Source organism: Galbitalea soli (assembly GCF_010686725.1).
Taxonomy (GTDB): Bacteria; Actinomycetota; Actinomycetes; order Actinomycetales; family Microbacteriaceae; genus Galbitalea; species Galbitalea soli.
Genome location: NZ_JAAGWZ010000001.1, coordinates 1081746 through 1100879 on the forward strand (window position 1 = coordinate 1081746; position 19134 = coordinate 1100879).

The following is a 19134-nucleotide window of genomic DNA, read 5'->3' on the forward strand; positions in this document are numbered from 1 at the left end:
GGTGAGGGCGGGGTCGTTCGCGGCCCCGCCCTCACGTCGTTACCGATTCGGGATGCGCGGGCGGGGGTGAGACGCCGGGTCCCGCGGGTTTAATGGGCGGGTGAGCATGTACGACGACGAGCCGGAGCTCGCGGGCTACGAACCCGGCGACGGGCGCCCGCTGCGTTCCGCGCGGACCCTGCTCGCGATGCGGCTCGTCGTGATCGTGGGGCTCATCGGGTTCATCCTGCCCGGCATCGTCACGATCGTCAGCGTGAGTGCCGACACCGCCCGTCGAAGCTGCGCCCGCTGGGTCGGCTACGAACGGCCCGACGCACCCGCATCGGATGCCCGGCTCGAGCTCTTCGGCTACGGCGGCCCCGGCTGGCAGTGCTACACGAAGAACGCGTTCGGCGGCGACAAGTGGATCGCGCCGCTCGGGCTGATCCCCGCGATGCCGGTGCTGCCGAACGAGCGGCCCGCCAGCAGCTGAGCCGCAGCGACCGGTGCTTAGGCCGCGCCGTCGAACATCGAGGTGACCGAGCCGTCGTCGAAGACCTCGTAGATCGCGCGCGCGATGAGCGGCGCGATGGGCAGGATCGTGAGGGTCGGGAACCGCTTCGACTCCGGCACCGGGAGGGTGTCGGTGACGACCACCGAGTCGATGAACTCGCTCTGCAGGAGCTCGGTGGCGGGGTCGGAGAACACCGCGTGGGTGGCCGCGACGACGACACCCGTGGCCCCGTTGTCTTTGAGCGCTTGAGCGGCCTTCGCGATCGTGCGGCCGGTGTCGATCAGGTCGTCGACGATGAGGCAGACGCGACCGTCGACCTCGCCGACGATCTCGTGCACCGAGACCTGGTTGGGAACCAGCGGGTCGCGTCGCTTGTGGATGATCGCGAGCGGTGCCCCGAGCTTGTCGCTCCAGATGTCGGCGACGCGAACGCGGCCCATGTCGGGCGAGACGACGGTGAGGGTGGACGGGTCGAGCTGGCGCTGGAAGTGCTCCAACAGCACCGGCATCGCGAAGAGGTGGTCGACCGGGCCGTCGAAGAAGCCCTGGATCTGCGCGGCGTGGAGGTCGACGCTCATGATGCGGTCGGCCCCGGCCGCCTTGTACAGGTCGGCGACGAGACGGGCGCTGATCGGCTCGCGGCCGCGGCCCTTCTTGTCCTGGCGCGCGTAGGGGTAGAAGGGCGAGACGACCGTGATGCGCTTGACCGAGGCACGCTTGAGGGCGTCGATCATGATGAGCTGCTCCATGAGCCACTCGTTGATCGGGAAGGTGTGCGACTGGATGACGAACACATCCGCCCCGCGCACGCTCTCGTCGTAGCGCGCATAGATCTCGCCATTGGCGAAGGTGCGCGCGTCGGTGTGCACGACGCTCGTGCCGAGTTCAGCAGCGACCTGGTCGGCCAGCTCCGGGTAGGCCCGGCCCGACACGATGACCAGTCGTTTCTGTCCGCTGATTTTGATCTCGGACACGTGTCCCGCTTTCTGCCGGCAAACCGACGGTTGTCACTCGGAGTCGGGTGCCGCCTCCGCCGCCGCGGCTGCGTCCGCAGCTGCAGTGCCCGGACGTTTGGCCGCGACCCAGCCAAGCATGTTGCGCTGCGGAGCCACTGATATCGCCAGGGCACCGGCGGGGACATCCTTGCGGATGACGGCTCCGGCGCCTGTGTACGCTCCGTCACCGATTCTAACGGGGGCGACGTACACCGTGTGCGAGCTCCCTCGCACGTGGGAGCCGATGACCGTCTTGTCCTTCTTGACCCCGTCGTAGTTGGAGGTGATCGTGCCCGCGCCGAGGTTGGAGTCCACGCCGATCGTCGTATCGCCGATGTAGCTGAGGTGGGGCACCTTGCTCCCGGCGCCGATCGTGGAGTTCTTGGTCTCGACGAAGGTGCCGATCTTGCCGTCCTCGCCCAGCACGGTGCCCGGCCGCAGGTAGGCGAAGGGCCCGACGGAGGCGCGCGCGCCGATCACGGCGAGCGTCGCGTCCGTGCGCCGCACCACGGCGTCCTCGCCGATCTCGCAGGCGTCGAGACTCGTGTCCGGTCCGATGATGGCACCGCGGGCGATGGTCGTGGGCCCGTGGATGCTCGTGCCCGGAAGCAGCTCGACGTCCTCCGCGATCGTCGCCTGCAGGTCGATCCACGTCGACTGCGGATCGCGGATCGTCACGCCGGCGAGCTGCCACCCGCGCACGATCATGTCGTTGAGGCGCCGCGCGGTCTCAGCGAGCTGCACCCGGTCGTTGACCCCACCGACGATCCAGCTCTCGCGCACCGTCACCGCCGTGACCTCCTGGCCCGCCGCCCGCAACAGCGCGACCACATCGGTCAGGTACTTCTCGCCCTGCGCGTTGTCGGCGCCCACCGCGGCGAGCTGCTCGCGCAGCGGCCTGACGGCGAAGACGTAGCTGCCCGAGTTGATCTCGAGCAGGTCGAGCTCGGCGGGGCTCGCGTCGCGCTGCTCCACGATGCGCTCCACACTGCCGTCTGCCGCGCGGACCACCCGCCCGTAGCCGGTGGCGTCGTCGAGCAGGGCGGAGAGCAGAGTGGCGGCGGCCCCGCCCGCGCGGTGAGCGTCGATCATCCCACTGAGGGTCGCGGCGTCGAGCAGGGGCACGTCGCCGCTCACCACGACCACCTCGCCCTCGAAGTCGGCGGGCAGGGCGTCGAGGGCGACCTCGACCGCGCGACCCGTGCCCGGCACCTCGTCCTGGTCGACGATCGTGGCCTCCGGCAGCAGCGAGCCGACCACCTCGGCGACTCGCTCGCGCTCGTGCCGCACGACCACCACGACGTGCGCCGGGTCGAGTTCGCGGGCGGTCGCGAGCACGTGACCGACGAGCGGCACGCCAGCGAGCGGGTGCAGCACCTTCGGCAGGGCGGACCTCATGCGGGTGCCCTGCCCGGCGGCGAGGATGATCACGGCGAGCTTGCGGTCAGTCATGAGTCCATCATCCCGCGCTTCTCCCCCGGGTGCGGGTCAGCCCCGGCCGTGCGCCGCCCGCGAACGCCGGGAGAGCGCGTCGAGCACGACGGCGAGCACGAGGACTGCCCCCGTGATGATGCTCCGCACCGAGGAGTCGAGACTGAGGAGGGTGAGCCCGCTCGAGATCGACTGGATCACGACGATGCCGAGCAGCGCGGAGAACGCGCTGCCCCGCCCGCCGAACAGGCTCGTGCCGCCGATGACCGCGGCCGCGATGGCGTTGAGGTTGGTGTCGCCGCCGCCGCTGGAGAGCCCCGCGGAGGTGAGCCGGCCCGCCGCGAGCAGGCCGCCGAGCGCGGCGAAGACGGAGCACAGCACGAAGATGCCGACGTAGACCCGGCCGACACGGATGCCCGCGCGGCGGGCGGCCTCGACGCTGCCGCCGACCGCGTAGACGGAGCGCCCCCAGCGCGTGCGGGTGAGCACGTAGTTCATCGCCACGACGAGCGCGAGGAAGAACAGGAAGGAGGCGCCGATACCGCGATCGGTTCCCAGGTACCAGACCACGACGAGCAGCACGACGAGCAGCGCGAGGGGACGCACAATGACCGACAGCGGCGACGGCGCGGAAAGGCCCGCCGCGACGCGCTTGCGCATGGAGAGCCAGCCGGTGAGCGCGATGACCACGGCCGCCGCGACGGCGAGACCGTAGGCGATCGGCGTGGGCAGGAACCACACCTGCGCGAACTGCACGATGAAGGAGTCGTACGGCAGGTTCACCGTGCCGTCCGGGCCGAGCACCTCGCGCTGCAGCCCGGAGATCGCGAGGAGGCCCGCCAGGGTGATGACGAAGCTGGGCACGCCGAACCGCGTGAATAGGAACCCGTAGAGCAGCCCGACGAGCGCGCCGGCGACGAGGGCGCCGAGGATGGCGAGGGGCAGGGGCCAGCCGCCGCTGGTCATCCCGATACCGACGATGGCCGCGGCCAGCCCGCTCGTGGAACCCACAGAGAGGTCGATCTGGCCGACGAGCGCGACGAGCACGATACCGATCGAGATCGTGCCGACGGAGGCGCACTGCAGGGCGAGATTGACGAGGTTGCCGGCCGAGAGGAACGCCGGGTTGAGGATCTCGAAGACGATCCAGATGACGACGAGGCCGACGACGACGGGAACAGAACCGAGCTCGCCGGAGCGCAGCCGGAACAGCGGGAGGCGGGGTGCCAGCTCGGTGGTGGCGGGCGGATGGCTCATCGCGACTCCTCCCCGCGGCGCGAATCCCGCGCGGTGATCGCGGTATCGGTGGCGCCGGTGATCGCCGCGATGATCTCCTCGTAGGAGACGTCGGGCACCGTGAACACCCCGTTGTTGCGACCGAGGCGCAGCACCACGACCCGGTCGGCGACGGCCTGCACGTCGGCCAGGTTGTGACTGATGAGCACGACGCCGAGGCCGCGCTCGCGCAGCCGCTCGACGAGGTTGAGCACCTCCGCGGTCTGCGCGATGCCGAGGGCCGCCGTCGGCTCGTCGAGAATCACTACCGTCGGCTCGCCGATGAGCGAGCGCGCGATCGCCACCGTCTGGCGCTGGCCGCCGGAGAGGGAGGCGACCGGCACCCGCACCGAGGGGATCTTGGCCGAGAGCTGGCGCAGCAGCTCCCACGACCGCTTCTCCATCTCCACCTCGTCGAGTGCGGCCGCGCCGATCTCACGGCCGAGGAAGAGGTTCGAGACGACGTCGAGGTTGTCGCAGAGCGAGAGCTCCTGAAACACGGTCGCGATGCCGAGCTCGCGCGAGGCGGCGGGCGAGGGGATGCTCACGCGCTTCTCATCGAAGGTGATCTCGCCCGAGTCCTGCGCGTGCACCCCGGCGAGGATCTTCACGAGAGTCGACTTGCCCGCGCCGTTGTCGCCGACGAGCGCCACGACCTCCCCGGCGTGGATATCGAGATCGACGTCGGTGAGGGCGCGGACCGCCCCGAAGCTCTTGTTGATGCCACGCATCGTGAGCACGGGTCTGGCACTCTGGTGGCGGTCACCCGACACCTCGGTTACGAGTGTCACGCGGTCTCCTTGCGGTTGTTGTCGGTGCGGTGTGCGGTGTGCGGGGATGCCCGGCCTCAGCCGAGACCGTTCGCCCGGCAGGCCGCGGCGTAGGTGGGCGTGCAGATCTGGGCGGCGGTGTAGAAACCATCCTTCACCACGGTGTCGGCGATGGTGCCCGCCGTCACGGAGACGGGCGAGAGCAGGAACGAGGGTACCCCGTCGACCGTGGTCTGGCCGGCGGGCTTCTGGTGCCGACTCAGGGCGATGGCGAGTTCGGCGGCCTTGTCGGCCTCCGGCTTCAGGTCTTTGAAGACCGTCATGTATTGGTCGCCCACCAGAATGCGTTGGAGGCCGGCGAGTTCGGCATCCTGTCCCGTGACCGGCGGCAGTCGCCTCAGCCCCGCGGCCTTGAGCGCGGCGATCACCCCGCCCGCCACGCTGTCGTTCGCCGCGAGCACGCCCGTGATTCGGTCTCCGTACTTCGTGATCTGGCCGCTGACCCAGTCCTGGGCCTGCGACGGGATCCACCCGGGAGTGTCGAACTCGGCGAGGGTCGTGTATCCGCTCGAGGCGAGCACCCGGTGCGCACCCGCCTTGAACTGGATCGCGTTGGCGTCGGTGGGCGAGCCGTTGACCTCGAGGATGCCGCTGCCGCTCGGCACCCCGGAGGAGTGCAGTTTCTCGATCAGGGCCGTCGCCTGCATCTCGCCGACCCGCTCGTTGTCGAAGGAGATGTAGTACGCGGCCTTGCCGCCCGCGATGAGCCGGTCGTAGGAGATGACGGGGACGCCCCGCGCGAGCGACTCGGTGACGATCGCCTGCGCGGCCTTGCTGTCGAACGGCGAGAGCACGAGCACCTTGGCCCCCGCGGTCAGCATCGACTCGGCCTGCTGCTGCTGGTTGGCGGCGTCGCCATCCGCGTTCGCGTAGAGCACGGTCGCCGAGGGGTCGAGCTCGTGGATCCGCTTCTCGAAGAAGGGCCGGTCGGCCGAGTCGTAGCGGGTGGTCACCGAGTCGGGCAGCAGGAGCCCGATCTTGAGGCCGGTCGACGCGGTTCCGAGCGAGCAGGCGGCGAGCATCCCGGCGACGAGGGCGAACGTCACGGCGGCCAGAACCGCGCGGGTCGTGGCGATCTTCATCGATTGCCTTCCATACGTGTGTGCGAGGGGGTCACGAGAGCGGGATCGAGTAATCGTCGCCGCCGATGGTGGCGCGGTCGATCGCATAGAGCACGGCGCCCATGAGTTCGGCGCGCTCGCCGAGCTGGCCCTGAACGATGTCGGCGACCTTGTCGGTGCTCATGACGACGGAGCGCTCCAGGCTGTGCCGGAGGGGGCCGAGCAGCAGCTCACCGGCGCGGGCGAGCTCACCGCCGACCACGATGCGCTCCGGGGCGATCAGGTTGACCACGTTCGCGGCGGCGATGCCGATGTGTCGGGCGGCGTCGGCGATCGCGCGCGTGCAGAGCGGGTCGCCCGCGATCGCGTGCACGATGACGTCGGAGAGCTTGCCCGGCCCGTTGCCCTCGCGCAGGGAATCGAGAATGGCGGGGCCACCCGCGATCGCCTCGAGACAGCCGCGGTTGCCGCAGCGGCAGAGCGGGCCGTGCTCGTCGATCGTCATGTGACCGAACTCGCCCGCGCCGCTCGAGAACCCGCGGAACACCGCGCCGTTGATGATGAGCCCGGCGCCGATACCCTGGCCGAGGCGCAGATAGGCGACGTTGGTGCGGCCGCGGGCCGCACCCAACCGGAACTCGGCGAGCGCGCCCAGGTTCGCCTCGTTGTCGACGTAGACCGGCCGCTTGATGCGACGGTGCATGAGGTCGGCGATGGAGATGCCATCCCAGCCGCGCATGAGACCGGACCGGGAGATCTCGCCCGTCGCGATGTCGACGGGGGCGGGGACGGCGATCCCGACGGCGAGGATCTCGTCCATCTGGGCATCCACGGAGTCGAGCATGTCGGCGATCAGCCGCGTCGCCTTGTCGAGCTCGTTGTCGGCGCGATGATCCTTCGCGAGCGGCATGTTGTGCTCGGCGACGACCGTGTTCGCCACGTCGGAGAGGGCGACCCGCATGTGACGCTGCGAGAAGTGCACGCCGGCGACGATGCCGAGCGCGCGGGCGAGGGTCACGTGCTGCGCGCGGCGACCCGAGCGGGTGCTCGGGGTGGTGTGCAGCACACCCGAGGCGGTGAGCTCCTTGACGATGTTGGAGACGGTGGCGGGCGAGAGGCCCGTGGCGCCCGCGAGTTCGACCTGGGTGAGTCCGCCGTGGCGCTTGATGGCATCGACGATTCGCGCCCGGTTCGCCTCCCGGAGCGAAGTCTGCGACCCGGGAGTCGCCCTCGTCATGCTCACGTGATCAAGATACCCCGGCGGGTGCGGGGCGGGCGGCGGGGCGGGGGCGGTGCTGCGGCCGGCACGGGGGCCGGGCCGGTGCGCCGGCAGCGGCCGCCGGGTGGGCGCGCTCGCGGGCCGCGGCGGGGCGGCCAGTGTGTCGCGGCGCTGGCGGCGGGTGCGGTGCGGTCGCCGGGTAGACGCGCTCGCGGGCGGCGGGCGGATGCGGCGGCCGGGCCCCGCGCTCCGCCTCCAGGACTCGAACCTGGACCTAACAGCTCCAAAGGCTGTCGTGCTGCCATTACACCAAGGCGGATCGCGACCTTCGTCGCGCCGACAAGTCTGCCAGATGCGTCCGTCGCGGGGTCGCGAGTGGCCGGGGCCGGCCGCGCGACCCGCGGTGAGGTCGGGCCCGGCAGCACCCGCGGTTCACTTTGCAGGGCCCGAAGCAGAGAAGAGACCGCACCCCACGGTGCGGTGCCCATTTTCCGGGCCTCGGCGCGAGCTCCGGCGGGGTGACGGGCGACCGGCCCTGCGTTGTGAACCGCGGGGTGCACGAGCTGCGCGGGTGGCAGCCGGCGTCGGGATGGGCCGGATAATGGGTTCATGCCCGCTCACGACGAAGTCGACCGCGTCGTCGACGCGTGGACGCGCGAGCGTCCCGACCTCGACTTCGCCCCGCTGCAGGTGCTGAGCCGGGTGGGTCGCCTCGCCCGTCACCTGGAGCGTGCGCGCCGTGCGGCCTTCGCCGCCTCCGACCTGGAGCTCTGGGAGTTCGACGTGCTGTCCGCGCTTCGCCGCGCGGGCGCCCCCTACCAGTTGAGCCCCAAGGCGCTGCTTCAGCAGACGCTGGTGAGCAGCGGCACGATGACCAACCGCATCGATCGGCTGGTGGAACGCGAGCTCGTGGAGCGCCGCACCGACCCCAACGACGGGCGGGGCATCCTCGTCGTCATGACACCGCGCGGCCGGGAACGGGTCGATGCCGCCATCAGCGAGCTGCTGCGTGGCGAGTCCGAGCTTCTGGATGCCCTTTCCGGCCCCGACCGCGAGCGGCTCAGCGCGCTCCTGCGCAAGCTCAGCCTCGACTTCGACTGAGCTGTGCGCTCACCGGTTGCGTCGTGCGTTGACCGGCATGCCGCGGCACCGCAGCCCGGCACGACCCGCGCTCACCAGTCGCGCGCGCCGTCCAGTGTGGTCGGCGTCGGGCGGTAGTCGAGCAGCTCGCGGGCGCGCGACAGCTCGAGGGTGCGCTCGAGCCCGAGCTGACTCACCGCGTAGCGCGTGACCGGCGGTCGCAGCCGGGTCAGCCGCGACAGTCGCTCCGCCGCCCCCGCCGCGAGGTAGGCGGTGCGGTACGGCACGCTCTCGATGCGCGCGCCGGTGATTCCGCGCCGCACGAGCAGCTCGCGCAGCACCGGCCCCAGCACGACGGCCGAGTCGTCTCCGACGTTGTAGACCCCCGTGGGCGAGGCGGGGTCGAGGGCGCGGCGCACCGCGTGCACCAGGTTGTCGATGTGCGTGAGCGTGTGCAGCACCTCGCCGCCCGAGGGCAGCCGCAGCACCCCGCCCCGCGCGGCCCTCAGCAGCCGGGGCAGCAGCGTCGTGTCGCCGGGGCCGTAGACGGCGTGCGGGCGCAGGATGACCGCCCGCACCCCTTTCGCCCCCATCCGCCCCATCAGCTCCCGCTCCGCCGCCGCCTTGGACGCCGCGTAGCTCCCCAGGTAGCGCGCGACCGGCGCCTCCTCTTCCCGCGCGCGCACGGTCGGCACGGCCGGGTCGTAGACGCTCGCGGTGGAGAGGTGCACGAGCCGGGCATCCCCCAGCCGGTCGAGCACGGCGCGGGTGCCGCCCAAGTTGGTGGCGAGGGCGCGGGATCGCGGCGCCCAGTCGTCGGCGAGCGCCGCCGCGTGCACGACCGCGTCGACGCCGTCGAAGAGGCCCTCGGGGGGCTTCTCGCTGAGCGCCCAGCGTCGGTAGACGGCGTGCGCGAACTGCACGTCGTCGCGCCGCCCGGTGCCGGTGACGTCGTGACCGTGCTCCGCGAGCGCGCGGGTGACGGCCCCTCCGACGAAGCCGCTGGCCCCGGTGACGACGATCCGCACCAGCGGCTACCCGAGCCGGGCGCGCACCAGTTCGGCGAGCGCGGCACGGTCGAGTTTGCGGGCGCGCCCGCTGCGGGGAAGCTCGGGCTCGACGAGGATGCGGTCGGGCAGCACGGCGGCGTCGATGAGCCCGGGGAGAGCGCGCCGCACCGCGGCGATGAGCGGATGATCGCCCGCCCCCCGCACGTACTGCTCCTCCGGCACGAGCACGAGCACGATCGCGTCGTCGCCGATCGCGTTCGGCACGCCCACGAGCGCGGCCTCGCGCACCCCGGGCAGGCCCGCGATGATCGGCTCGTAGAGGCCCGGGTAGACGTTCGTCTCGCCGCGGATGAACATGTCTTTGCTCCGCCCCGCGAGCACCAGGCGGTCGCCCTCGATGCGCGCGAGGTCGCCCGTGGCGACCTCGCGCTGGGGTTCCTTGCCGAGGTAGCCGAGCATGAGACCGGGGCCGGCGACGACCAGCTCGCCGTCGACGATCCGGGCGTGGACCGTGCTCGCGAGCTGCCCGACATAGTCGCCCTCGCCCGTGTAGGCGAGCTTCTCGTCGCCGTCCGCGAGCGCGACCGGCAGCATCTCCGTCATCCCGTAGATGGCGGTGATGCGGGCCCCGGGCAGCTGCGCGCGCACCCGCTCCAGGAGGGGGCGGAGGACGGGGGCGCCGCCGATGATGACGGTCGAGATGGTCGGGGTGCGCTCGGGGTGGGATTCGAGGAGGGTGAGCAGGGCATCCATCGCCGCGGGGACGGCGAAGAGCACGTCCGCCCCCGGGAGGAGGTCGAGGTAGTTGGTCGGCTGCGCGCCCGGCGCGGTGCCGACCGCGGGCAGCACCCAGTGCGCTCCCGCGATGAGGGCGGGCACCCCGACCATGAGCTGGTCGGTGAGCACGCGCTGGCCGGGCAGGATTCCGGTGTGGCGCACGAAGTCGCCGAGGCCGGTGCCGAGCGAGAGCCGTGAGTGCACGACGGCTTTGGGGTCGTCGGTGGTTCCGCTCGTGAAGATGACGAGCGCCTCGGCGGTGGGGTCGCCCGGCTCGAACTCGGGCGGGATGGTTCCCGGCGCGGAGAGCGTGTGCACGTGCACCGACCCGCGCGGCACCCCCGGCAGCCAGGGTCCCGAGTAGAGGTGGCGGGCGTCGGGCACGACGCGGGCGTAGGGCGGCAGCACGAGTCCGCGCCCGCGCGCGAAGCGACGCAGCGGCGCGGAGCTCGCGAGATACAGCACCGACTCGGCCGCGACCCAGCGTGCCGCGGCGAGCTGGGCCCGCGCCCGGAAGGTGGCCTCCCCCGCCCCGGGGTCGGCGAAGACGACGGAGCCGCCCGCGGCGATGATGCCCAGCACGAGTACGGTCGCGTCGGCGCCCGGCCGGATGGAGAACAGCACGCGGTCGCCGGGCTGCATGCCGAGCAGTCGCAGAGCGGCAGCGGTGCGCAGGATGCTCCCCCGCAGCTCGCGGTAGCTGAGGCTGTGCCGCCCGAAGGTGATCGCGGGCGCGGGCCCGTAGGTCTCGCCCGCCTGCAGCACCGCCGCGAGCAGGTCGGTGCCGGGCTCGGCCGGAGGCGCGTCGGTCGGGTCGCTCATCGTGTGATCACCAGTGAACGGTAGCCCGGAAGCAGAGTGCGCCGGGCCGCCCCGCGCGCAGCGACGCGCAATCCGGCCGGGGCGTCGAGCAGCGCGCCGAGCACGAGCCGCACCTGGGCCATCGCGAGGGGGGCGCCGATGCAGAAGTGCGGCCCGGCCCCGAACCACAGCTGTTTGAGCCCCGCCGCCGGGTTGGCGATCGGGTCGAAGGGCCCGAGGGCGCGGTTCGCCGCGAAGGTCGCGAGGATGACCCGCTCCCCGCGCCGCACCCCGACCCCGCCTATCCTGCCGTCCCTCAGCACCGAGCGCAGCATGACGGGCGTGGGCGTGGTCACGCGCATGCCCTCCGCGATCGCCGCCTCGACGCGCGTGCGGTCGTCGCGCAGCCGATCGAGCCAGCCGGTGTCGAGGAGGAGGGCGACCAGCCGCGGGATGAACGCGACGAGCGTCTCGGTGCCGGTGAGCACGAAGGCACCAGCGGCGCCGAGCGCGTCCCGCTCGCCGAGCCCGAGCTCGCGCATCCGCCCGGGCACGGTGCTGGCGTCGCCCGCCCAAGCGGCCGAGGCGGCGGTGTCGAGCTCGGCGATCACCCGGCGCGCGGCGAGGATCTGCCGGGCGGTGAGGCGCGGGCGGGCGAGGTTGACGTAGGCGCTGATGGCGGAGATGCGCCGGAAGAGTTCGTCACCCACGACGTCGTCGCCGAGCCCCACGAGCTGCGCGATCATGATGCTCGCGTAGTGCCGCACCTCGGTCACCAGATCGACGGGCTCGCCGTCGCGCAATCGCCCGGTGAGGGCGGCGAGCGCGTCGGCGAGGGTGCGTGCGGCGAGGTCATCCACCCAGGCCGGGGTGAACAGGGGGGCGAGCTGGCGACGCAGGGCGGCGTGGTCGGCGCCATCCATGTTGACGAGCACGGTGGGGCCGAGCACGGGCGTCCACAGCTCGCTCGACGCGCCGGGGCCGTTCTTGGTGAAACCGCGACCGTCGAGGAGGACGCTTCGCAGGAGGGCCGCATCGGTGACGACGATGCCGAGGCCGGGGATGCGGCGCACGGGGCTCCGCACGGCGGTCAGCAGCGGGTAGGCGATCGGATGCGCGGCGCGATACAGCCGCTCCTCCCACGCCGCCGCGCTCATCGGATATCCACCCGCTCCGGCCGGTACTCGTGATCCTTGTACCAGAGGAGGGTGTTCTTCAGGCCCCACGCCCGGACGCGCCGGCTCGACCCGTACACCACGATGTCGCGGCGTCGCGCGTAGTCGCCGGTGATGCGCCGCACGGCGTTCACGAGGGCGCGGTCCTCGTGCAGTTCCTCGATGGCGGTGCGCGGGAAGCCGCCCGCGGCGAGATAGGTCTCGGCGCGGATCCCCAGATTGCAGCCCGCCGCCATCATGTAGGGCCCGCGGTAGGCGGGGTCGCGATTGGCGCGTCGCACCCGGCCGTACGCTTCCGCCAGGAACACCGCCCCGCGCAGCAGCGCGCGCGTGGGGAGCGGGAGGCCCTCGTCGCGGCGGGGCACGAGTTCGCCCCCGACCAGCTCGAGGCCGAGCCCGTCGTCGCGGTCGAGGGCGTGACGGATGCGCGCCGTCCAGTCGGCGCGCGGCAGGCAGTCGGCGTCGGTGCGGGCGAGCAGTTCGGCCCCCGCGTCGATCGCGGCGCGCATGCCCGTGTCGGCGGCGGCTCCCGTGCCCTTCACGGGCTCGTGCACGATCCGCCAGCGCGGCCTCCCCCGGAGGAAGTGCTCCAGAATCGCCACGGACTCGTCGGTGCTGCCGTTGTCGACGAAGACGACGTCGATGTCGGCGTCGGTCTGCGCGGCGAGCGCGGCCAGTGTCGTGTGGATGCCCGCCGCCTCGTTGTACACGGGCACGACCACCGCGAGCCGCCCGCTCACACCCGCACCAGCATGAGGCCGAGACTGATGCCGCCGGCCAGCCCGATCAGCAGCACGAGACTGCCCGGCGCGATCATGCCGCGCTCGCGGGCGCGCAGCAGTTGCAGCGGCAGGCTCACCGAGGCGAGGTTGCCGTGCTCGGCGATCGTGATCACGGTGCGGTCGGCGGCCACGCCGAGCCGATCGAAGATCGGCGGGAGGTAGGGCAGGGCGACCTGGTGGATGGCCACGAGATCGACGTCCGCCCACTCGAGCCCCTCCCTCGCGAGGAGGTCGAGCACCGGCTCCGGCCCCAACTCGAGGAAGGCCTGCTGCAGGGCCGCGCCGTCCATGTCGAAGAACACCTTGTCGGGGTCCCGGGGGTTCATGGAACCGCCGGACGGCAGGGTGCCGATCGACCAGTGGCGCGAGACGGCGAGGAAGGTGGAGGCCAGGATGCCCGTGCGCCGGTCATCCGACGCCTCGACGATGACGGCCGCTCCCCCGTCGCTCATGGTGTAGCCGGGGAAGGAGCGGGCGAACTGCTCGGTGTCGGCGAGCCGCCACCGCACGGCATGGGAGGGCTGCTCGCCGCTCGCCACGAGCACCCGGTGATACTGCCCGGAGGCGATGAGCGCGTCGGCGACCTGAATCGCGTTGATCACGCTGTTGCAGGCGTTCTTGATGTCCATGACGGGGCAGTCGAGACCCAGCTTGGCGGCGACGATGTGGCTCGTGGCGGGCTCGATGAGGTCTTGGCTCGCGCTCGCGAAGAGCAGCAGATCGATCTCGCCCGGGGCGTCGGCGAGGGCATCCCGGCTCGCGGCGACCGCCAGATCGGAGGTCTGCCAGCCGTCGGGGCGCACGTGCACCGACTCGACCCCGGTGAGGCGATGGATGAGCCCGGTCGCCAGGTTGAGCCCGGGATTCGCCTCGCGCAGCCGCGCCTCCGTCTCCCGGGTCGAGCGCGTCGACTCGGGCAGAAACACCCCGAGACCGGCGATGCGGGAGGAGGGGACGGCCACGCAGTCACCCTAGCGGTGCGGGCGGTGCCGTGGGGGTGGGGCCGAAGCGGGTGCGGAGGGTCTCCCGCTCACGGGATCGGCAGGGCCCGGCTCGGCGCCCCGCGCCAATCCTCCCTCGCTCTGAAGTCGCGCGAGTTCGTGCATGACGTCGACGGTTTTCGGGTAGAGCGACGTGAACAGCTCGTACAGAGCATCGTAGCTCGCGCGATTCTCCGGGCGCGGTCGCACGATCGACTCCTCGGTCGCCCAGTCGGTGGCGGGGGGAACGCTGCCCGTTCCGATGGCGGCGAGCAATGCATCGCCATAGCTCGCGCCGATCGTGACTCGGGGAATTATCTGTTCCACGCCCGCGATGTCGGACACGATCTGGGTCCAGAGTCCGCCCTGCGTTCCGCCGCCCACGGCCACGACGCGCGCGGCCGGTCCGACGAACTGCGCCACCTGGTCGAGCACCTGTCTGATCGCGTACCCGATGCCCTCGTAAGCCGCACGAAACAGGTGGCCCCGATTGTGGTCGAGGGTCAGACCGATGATCGTGCCGCGTGCGTTCGGGTCGTGGATGGGGGATCGTTCGCCGGCGAAGTACGGCAGCATCAGCAGGCCGTCACTGCCAGGGGTGGTCGCTTCGGCTTCCTCGATCAGCGTCGGGAAGTCAGCACCCGAGGTCAGATCGCGGACCCAGGCGGTGAGGCTCCCCGACGTCGACATCCCGGCGGCGAGAGTGTGCGACTCCCTCTCGACCCCGGAGGTGGTCCAGAGTCCCGGGTGCGACACCGGCGCGGGCAGCACCTGCACCATGAACATCGTCGACCCGTACATCACCATCAGATCGCCCGGGCGACGAACGCCCGCCGAGAACGCTTCCGCCCACGCGTCGACTGTGCCCGCGATGACCGGCAAACCCACCGGCAAGGTCGTCTCTCGTGCGGCACGGACAGTGACCGTGCCCACGATGTCGGCAGGCCACACGAGCCTCGGCAGCCGTGCATCCGGCAGTATTTCGTCGCACCACTCCCGCAACCAGTCCTGCGAGCGGATGTCGTAGAGCGGGTCGAATTGGCTCGCGGTGTGATGATCCAGATACCACTCCCCCGTGAGTCGGAATCCGATCCAGCTGTGACAGCTGAACCACATCGACGTCTGGCGCCAGATCTCGGGGCGCCGATTTCTCAACCAGAGCAGTTTCGCGCCCGCGGCCTGGGAGCCGAGCTCTGTGCCGCAGCGTTCCAGGATCGACCCGCGACCGAGCCGCTCCTCAAGCTCCGCGACTTCGTCGGTTGCTCGCGAGTCGATCCCATACAGAATCGCGGGCGCGAGGGGCGCCCCGGCGGAATCCGTGGGAAGCACGCACGGGCCGATCCCCGACACGGCGACTCCCGCGAGTCGACCCTCCGCTCGTGGCACCACCTCGCGGCACAGCGCAACGACCGGATCCCACCAATCGGTGCCCGCATCCATTTCAGCGAATCCCGGGCGTGGCCTCCGGATGGAACTGGGTCGCGACCCCTGCGCGATGATCCGACCCGCCGATGTCGCCACGACGGCCTTCACGGATCCGGAGCCGATATCGATTCCGAGGAAGAGGGGGGCGCGAGGAGTCATGCGGGTGCGGGCTCCACGGCTCGCCGAAAACGCCGTCGTCGGAACAGCGGCACGACTTGGCCGCCGTAGACGTTCACGGCAAGCATCGCGATCAGGAACGCGCCCTGGGCGATGCTGACCACGTCGGAGCTGACCCCGACTGCGGTCAGGCCGGTCGACAGTGTCTGCAGTGCGATGGCGGCGACGATCACGCCCGTGATGGTGATGTGGCCGCCGTCCGGATTGACGCCCGCCAAGACTGCGACGACGATGCCGAGAAGGATGTACGAACTCCCGTAATTGGTGTCTGCGCTGCTCGCCCGCGAGGAGATGATCAACCCGGCGACTCCCGCGAGGCCGCCAGTCAGCGCGTAGGTGCTGATCGTGACGCGCCTCGCACTGATTCCCGAGTACTCAGCCGCGACCGCGTTTGCACCCAACAACCGGATGCGAACGCCGACCGGGGTTGCGGTCACTACGAACGCCACGAGGCCGGCCAGGAGCAGGGTCAGTAGGAAGATGAGCGGAACCCCCGCGAAAGTGATGTTCGCGAAGTCGGTGAACGCTGTCGGCAGGGCCGACACCGCCGTTCCCCCCGAGAGCACCAGCCCGATACCGCCATACAACTGGGACGTGCCGAGTGTCGCGAGAATCGGCGGGACACGCAGTCCCGCGATGAGAGTGCCGTTGATGACGCCGCAGACGACCGCGACGGCGACTCCGAGCAGAATCGCCAGCGCGAGCCCGCCCCCGGTGGCACCGATTGGCGTCACCATGACGAGACCGGATGCGATGCCCGCAAGGTTCGCGATCGCGACGACCGACAGGTCGATTCCTCCGGCGAGCATCGCCAGCGAGATGCCGAGGCTCAGCAAGGCGACCTCGGGCGTCGCCTGGGCGAGGAATTCGAAGTTGCCGACCGTGAGGAACGAAGTCGGTGCGAGCGCGGAGAACGTGATCACGATGGCGATGCTCACGACCAGCAGACGCACGAGGCTCCCGCGACTTCCCATTGCGCTCAGGATTCGCGCCGTGATGTGGCGCCCCATCCTGGCGCCTTGATTCTGGTCGTTCATACTGTTTCTCCGATGGGTACGGACGACGCCGGCGGGGCGAGGATCGCCCGAATCGGCCTGACCCGGTTGGCGATGGTTTGCAGGCTGACACCGAGGATGAGGAGGAGCCCGATCACCGCTTGTTGCCAGATCGCAGGAATTCCGAGGGGAATGAGGGCCGAGTTGATGATCTGGATCACGATGACGCCGAGGAGCGTTCCCCGGACTCGACCGCGGCCGCCCGTGATCAGCGCCCCACCGAGCACCACTGCGGCAATGACATTCAACTCTCCGCCGATGAAGGTGGTGGGGTCTGCGCGTCCCGACTGCGCCACTTGCACGATCCCGGCCAGGCCGGCGATTCCGCCGGCGATAGCGAACACGAGCACTCGGGTTGCTCGGATCGGGATACCGACTCGTCGCGCGGCCTCCTCGTCACCGCCGACGGCGAACACCCACCGACCCGCGATCGTGCGCCGGAGGAAGAGCGCCACGAGGACGGCGAGGACCACTCCGATGATCACGAGCGCCGACAGCCTTGTGGTCCCGCCGTTGGCAAGCGGGATCCGCACCAGGCTGACCGAGTTCATGCCCACCAGTCCATGGGGGATGTCCGAAATAACGGTGCCTCCGATGAACGCGAACAGCGCTCCGAGGAATATCGCCGAGGTAGCCAGCGTGGCGATCAAGGTCGAGAGTCGGGCACCGAGAACGACGACCGCGTTGACCAATCCCAGGAGTACACCCACCCCGACCGCCACCGCGATGGAGAGAAGGGCACCGGGGGCTCCGTCGGCCTGCGGGAAGAGCCTGCAGGACAGGTACGCGGCGAAGATTCCCACGGTCAGAAACGAGACGTCGATCCCCCCGGCGATCAGCACGAGTGTGACCCCGATTCCAAAAATGAACGGGACGAGGGCGCTCGTAAGGATATTAAAGAGGGTGTCGACCCCGAGGAAGCCCGGATTTCGTACCGACACCGCGCCGACGATCACGAGCGCGATGACGAGCAGGAGGACTTCCTGGTTGCCGATCGCCCGCCTGATTCGCGGGTGCGTGGACAGCAATGACTTCACGCTGAGATCGCCTCCAGAATGGTGGCCTCGCTCAGATTGGCGGAGTCGAGTTCATCGACCAGTCGGCCGCCGCGCATCACGAGAACACGGTGACAGGTCGCCACGAGCTCCGGAAGGTCATCCGAGATGATGAGGATCCCCAGGCCGCGGAGGCTTTCGGCGTTGAGGATGCTCAGGATGTCGAACTTCGAGCCGACATCGACCCCCACCGTTGGACCGTTGAGTACCAGCACAGCGGGCTCGCGCAGGAGCCACTTGCCGATGAGTACTCGCTGCGCGTTACCCCCCGACAGACTTCGCACCGGCGCCGCCAGAGATCGCGTCTTGATCCGGAGTGTGGCGCTCATCGTGCGGCTCGCCTCGCGAAGTGCCCGCGCGCGGATTCGACCGGCTCTCGAGAACTTCGACAGGATGGTGACGCTCAGGTTGTCGCCGATCGGCTGATCGAGAAACAATCCCTGCGTCAGCCGATCCTCCGGAACGTAGGCGATGCCCGCCGACACCGCGCCTTCGACGGAGCGAATGTCGCATTCTTCTCCGAGAACGGAGATGTGCCCGGTATCGGCGGGATGAACGCCGGCGATCGCCTCGGCGACTTCGGTGCGCCCTGAACCGAGGAGCCCGGACAGGCCGACGACCTCGCCCTGCCCCACCGTGAAGGAGATCCCCTCGAACAGCTGGGACCGGCCCAGCCCCGTCACGCGAAGGGCGGCAGGCTTTCCCGCCCAGACAGCGCTCGACCGCGGGAACGACGTACTCTTCCTGCCCGTCATGCCCTGACTCAGCGATTCGTGGGTGTACTGACTGGGCACCCCGGTTTCCACAATTCGTCCGTTGCGCAGCACGGTGACCCGATCCGCTACATCGAACACCTCCTGGAGCTTGTGGCTGATGAAGGCGATGGCGACTCCCTGCTCCCGCAGCCTCCCCACGGCGTCGAAAAGGGAATCCACCTCACGCCACGTCAGCGCCGTCGTGGGTTCGTCCATCGCCAGAAAGGTCGAGTTGTGTGCGAGTGCCCGGGCAATCGCACACAACTGCCGATCCGCGACCGTCAGGTCTCCCACCGGTGTGGAGAGGTCGAGGCGGATGCCCGCTCGACCGATCGCCTCCTCGGCGATCTTCATCGCCCTCTTCCGGCTCGCGACGCGTTTCCCTTCAAGTGTCAGCAATGGCAGAGCGATGTTCTCCGCGGCGTCGAGATTCGGAAGCAACGAAAAGTCCTGATAGATGACTTCCACGCCGAGCCGAATCGCCTGCTGCGGGCGGAGTGACGGATACGCATGCCCGGAGATGCGGATGGACCCCGCGGTCGGCACCTCAGCACCGCTGATGATCTTGATCAGCGTCGACTTCCCGCTTCCGTTCTCCCCGGCGAGGCAGTGCACCTCGCCGGGAAGGAAGCGGACGGTCACGTCGGTGAGGGCGTTCACACCGCCGAAGGTTTTGCTGATGGACTCAGCTTCGACGACGGGTCGGACCGATCCGTGCTCCGGGTCGCTTGTCATTGTGCTCATGGCTCTCTCGCGGA

At 70.4% G+C, this 19134-nt stretch carries 17 protein-coding genes and 1 tRNA gene; 2 read left to right on the plus strand and 16 right to left on the minus strand.

The features are described 5' to 3' along the window. Positions 1-106 precede the first annotated feature (106 nt). Complete coding sequence (locus G3T37_RS05075) at positions 107-472, plus strand: hypothetical protein (protein WP_163472605.1); 366 nt, start codon at positions 107-109, stop codon at positions 470-472. A 17-nt stretch (positions 473-489) separates the two neighbouring features. On the opposite strand, the gene G3T37_RS05080 is transcribed toward G3T37_RS05075, so the two are convergent. The 7 genes from G3T37_RS05080 to G3T37_RS05110 form a co-directional block, all read right to left on the minus strand. Continuing rightward, entirely contained in the window at positions 490-1467 is a 978-nt protein-coding gene (locus G3T37_RS05080; protein WP_163472341.1) for a ribose-phosphate diphosphokinase, read from the minus strand. Positions 1468-1500: 33 nt separating this feature from the next. Next, positions 1501-2940 carry a bifunctional UDP-N-acetylglucosamine diphosphorylase/glucosamine-1-phosphate N-acetyltransferase GlmU gene (gene glmU, locus G3T37_RS05085; RefSeq protein ID WP_163472342.1) on the minus strand — a complete coding sequence of 480 codons (1440 nt, stop codon included), beginning with the start codon at positions 2938-2940 and terminating at the stop codon, positions 1501-1503. A 36-nt stretch (positions 2941-2976) separates the two neighbouring features. Next, the gene (locus G3T37_RS05090; protein WP_163472343.1) at positions 2977-4176 is read right to left on the minus strand and encodes a sugar ABC transporter permease; all 1200 of its coding nucleotides are present in this window, start codon (positions 4174-4176) and stop codon (positions 2977-2979) included. After that, positions 4173-4925 carry an ATP-binding cassette domain-containing protein gene (locus tag G3T37_RS05095; RefSeq protein ID WP_163472606.1) on the minus strand — a complete coding sequence of 251 codons (753 nt, stop codon included), beginning with the start codon at positions 4923-4925 and terminating at the stop codon, positions 4173-4175. The genes G3T37_RS05090 and G3T37_RS05095 overlap by 4 nt, the downstream gene beginning before the upstream one ends. Positions 4926-5041: 116 nt before the next feature. Next, positions 5042-6106 (minus strand): sugar ABC transporter substrate-binding protein, encoded by a 1065-nt coding sequence (locus G3T37_RS05100; RefSeq protein WP_163472344.1) that lies wholly within the window; start codon positions 6104-6106, stop codon positions 5042-5044. Between the two features lie 31 nt (positions 6107-6137). Then, on the minus strand, positions 6138-7322 hold the full coding sequence (locus G3T37_RS05105) for an ROK family transcriptional regulator (RefSeq protein ID WP_174247747.1): 1185 nt from the start codon (positions 7320-7322) through the stop codon (positions 6138-6140). Positions 7323-7551: 229 nt separating this feature from the next. After that, positions 7552-7623 (minus strand) — tRNA-Gln (locus G3T37_RS05110). 290 nt (positions 7624-7913) lie between these two features. On the opposite strand from G3T37_RS05110, the gene G3T37_RS05115 reads away from it, so the two are divergent. Then, positions 7914-8405, plus strand: coding sequence for a MarR family winged helix-turn-helix transcriptional regulator (locus G3T37_RS05115; protein ID WP_163472346.1), 492 nt, complete (start codon positions 7914-7916; stop codon positions 8403-8405). 71 nt (positions 8406-8476) lie between these two features. Here the strand turns inward: G3T37_RS05115 and G3T37_RS05120 are convergent, their stop codons facing one another. From G3T37_RS05120 to G3T37_RS05160, 9 genes are read right to left on the minus strand one after another with little or no spacing between them, the layout of a single operon-like run. Continuing rightward, positions 8477-9412, minus strand: coding sequence for an NAD-dependent epimerase/dehydratase family protein (locus G3T37_RS05120; protein WP_163472347.1), 936 nt, complete (start codon positions 9410-9412; stop codon positions 8477-8479). Positions 9413-9418: 6 nt separating this feature from the next. Next, positions 9419-10993: a class I adenylate-forming enzyme family protein gene (locus G3T37_RS05125; RefSeq protein WP_163472348.1), complete on the minus strand. Its 1575-nt coding sequence runs from the start codon at positions 10991-10993 to the stop codon at positions 9419-9421. Further along, on the minus strand, positions 10990-12129 hold the full coding sequence (locus tag G3T37_RS05130) for a cytochrome P450 (RefSeq protein ID WP_163472349.1): 1140 nt from the start codon (positions 12127-12129) through the stop codon (positions 10990-10992). The genes G3T37_RS05125 and G3T37_RS05130 overlap by 4 nt, the downstream gene beginning before the upstream one ends. Further along, positions 12126-12887 (minus strand): glycosyltransferase, encoded by a 762-nt coding sequence (locus G3T37_RS05135; RefSeq protein WP_163472350.1) that lies wholly within the window; start codon positions 12885-12887, stop codon positions 12126-12128. The genes G3T37_RS05130 and G3T37_RS05135 overlap by 4 nt, the downstream gene beginning before the upstream one ends. Next, positions 12884-13891 carry a 3-oxoacyl-[acyl-carrier-protein] synthase III C-terminal domain-containing protein gene (locus tag G3T37_RS05140; RefSeq protein WP_163472351.1) on the minus strand — a complete coding sequence of 336 codons (1008 nt, stop codon included), beginning with the start codon at positions 13889-13891 and terminating at the stop codon, positions 12884-12886. Before G3T37_RS05140 ends, G3T37_RS05135 begins: the two co-directional genes overlap by 4 nt. A 9-nt stretch (positions 13892-13900) precedes the next feature. Further along, complete coding sequence (locus G3T37_RS05145; protein WP_163472352.1) at positions 13901-15493, minus strand: FGGY-family carbohydrate kinase; 1593 nt, start codon at positions 15491-15493, stop codon at positions 13901-13903. Then, complete coding sequence (locus tag G3T37_RS05150) at positions 15490-16485, minus strand: ABC transporter permease (protein WP_163472353.1); 996 nt, start codon at positions 16483-16485, stop codon at positions 15490-15492. The genes G3T37_RS05145 and G3T37_RS05150 overlap by 4 nt, the downstream gene beginning before the upstream one ends. A 59-nt stretch (positions 16486-16544) precedes the next feature. Continuing rightward, the gene (locus G3T37_RS05155; protein ID WP_163472354.1) at positions 16545-17603 is read right to left on the minus strand and encodes an ABC transporter permease subunit; all 1059 of its coding nucleotides are present in this window, start codon (positions 17601-17603) and stop codon (positions 16545-16547) included. Beyond that, positions 17600-19120 carry a sugar ABC transporter ATP-binding protein gene (locus G3T37_RS05160; protein WP_338401188.1) on the minus strand — a complete coding sequence of 507 codons (1521 nt, stop codon included), beginning with the start codon at positions 19118-19120 and terminating at the stop codon, positions 17600-17602. The genes G3T37_RS05155 and G3T37_RS05160 overlap by 4 nt, the downstream gene beginning before the upstream one ends. Positions 19121-19134: the final 14 nt, after the last annotated feature.

Coding starts and splice junctions, on each gene's coding strand:
- G3T37_RS05075 (WP_163472605.1), top strand. CDS start 107: ATGTACGACGACGAGCCGGAGCTCGCGGGCTACGAACCCGGCGACGGG.
- glmU (WP_163472342.1), bottom strand. CDS start 2,940: ATGACTGACCGCAAGCTCGCCGTGATCATCCTCGCCGCCGGGCAGGGC.
- G3T37_RS05090 (WP_163472343.1), bottom strand. CDS start 4,176: ATGAGCCATCCGCCCGCCACCACCGAGCTGGCACCCCGCCTCCCGCTG.
- G3T37_RS05095 (WP_163472606.1), bottom strand. CDS start 4,925: ATGCGTGGCATCAACAAGAGCTTCGGGGCGGTCCGCGCCCTCACCGAC.
- G3T37_RS05100 (WP_163472344.1), bottom strand. CDS start 6,106: ATGAAGATCGCCACGACCCGCGCGGTTCTGGCCGCCGTGACGTTCGCC.
- G3T37_RS05105 (WP_174247747.1), bottom strand. CDS start 7,322: ATGACGAGGGCGACTCCCGGGTCGCAGACTTCGCTCCGGGAGGCGAAC.
- G3T37_RS05115 (WP_163472346.1), top strand. CDS start 7,914: ATGCCCGCTCACGACGAAGTCGACCGCGTCGTCGACGCGTGGACGCGC.
- G3T37_RS05125 (WP_163472348.1), bottom strand. CDS start 10,993: ATGAGCGACCCGACCGACGCGCCTCCGGCCGAGCCCGGCACCGACCTG.
- G3T37_RS05130 (WP_163472349.1), bottom strand. CDS start 12,129: ATGAGCGCGGCGGCGTGGGAGGAGCGGCTGTATCGCGCCGCGCATCCG.
- G3T37_RS05145 (WP_163472352.1), bottom strand. CDS start 15,493: ATGACTCCTCGCGCCCCCCTCTTCCTCGGAATCGATATCGGCTCCGGA.
- G3T37_RS05150 (WP_163472353.1), bottom strand. CDS start 16,485: ATGGGAAGTCGCGGGAGCCTCGTGCGTCTGCTGGTCGTGAGCATCGCC.
- G3T37_RS05160 (WP_338401188.1), bottom strand. CDS start 19,120: ATGAGCACAATGACAAGCGACCCGGAGCACGGATCGGTCCGACCCGTC.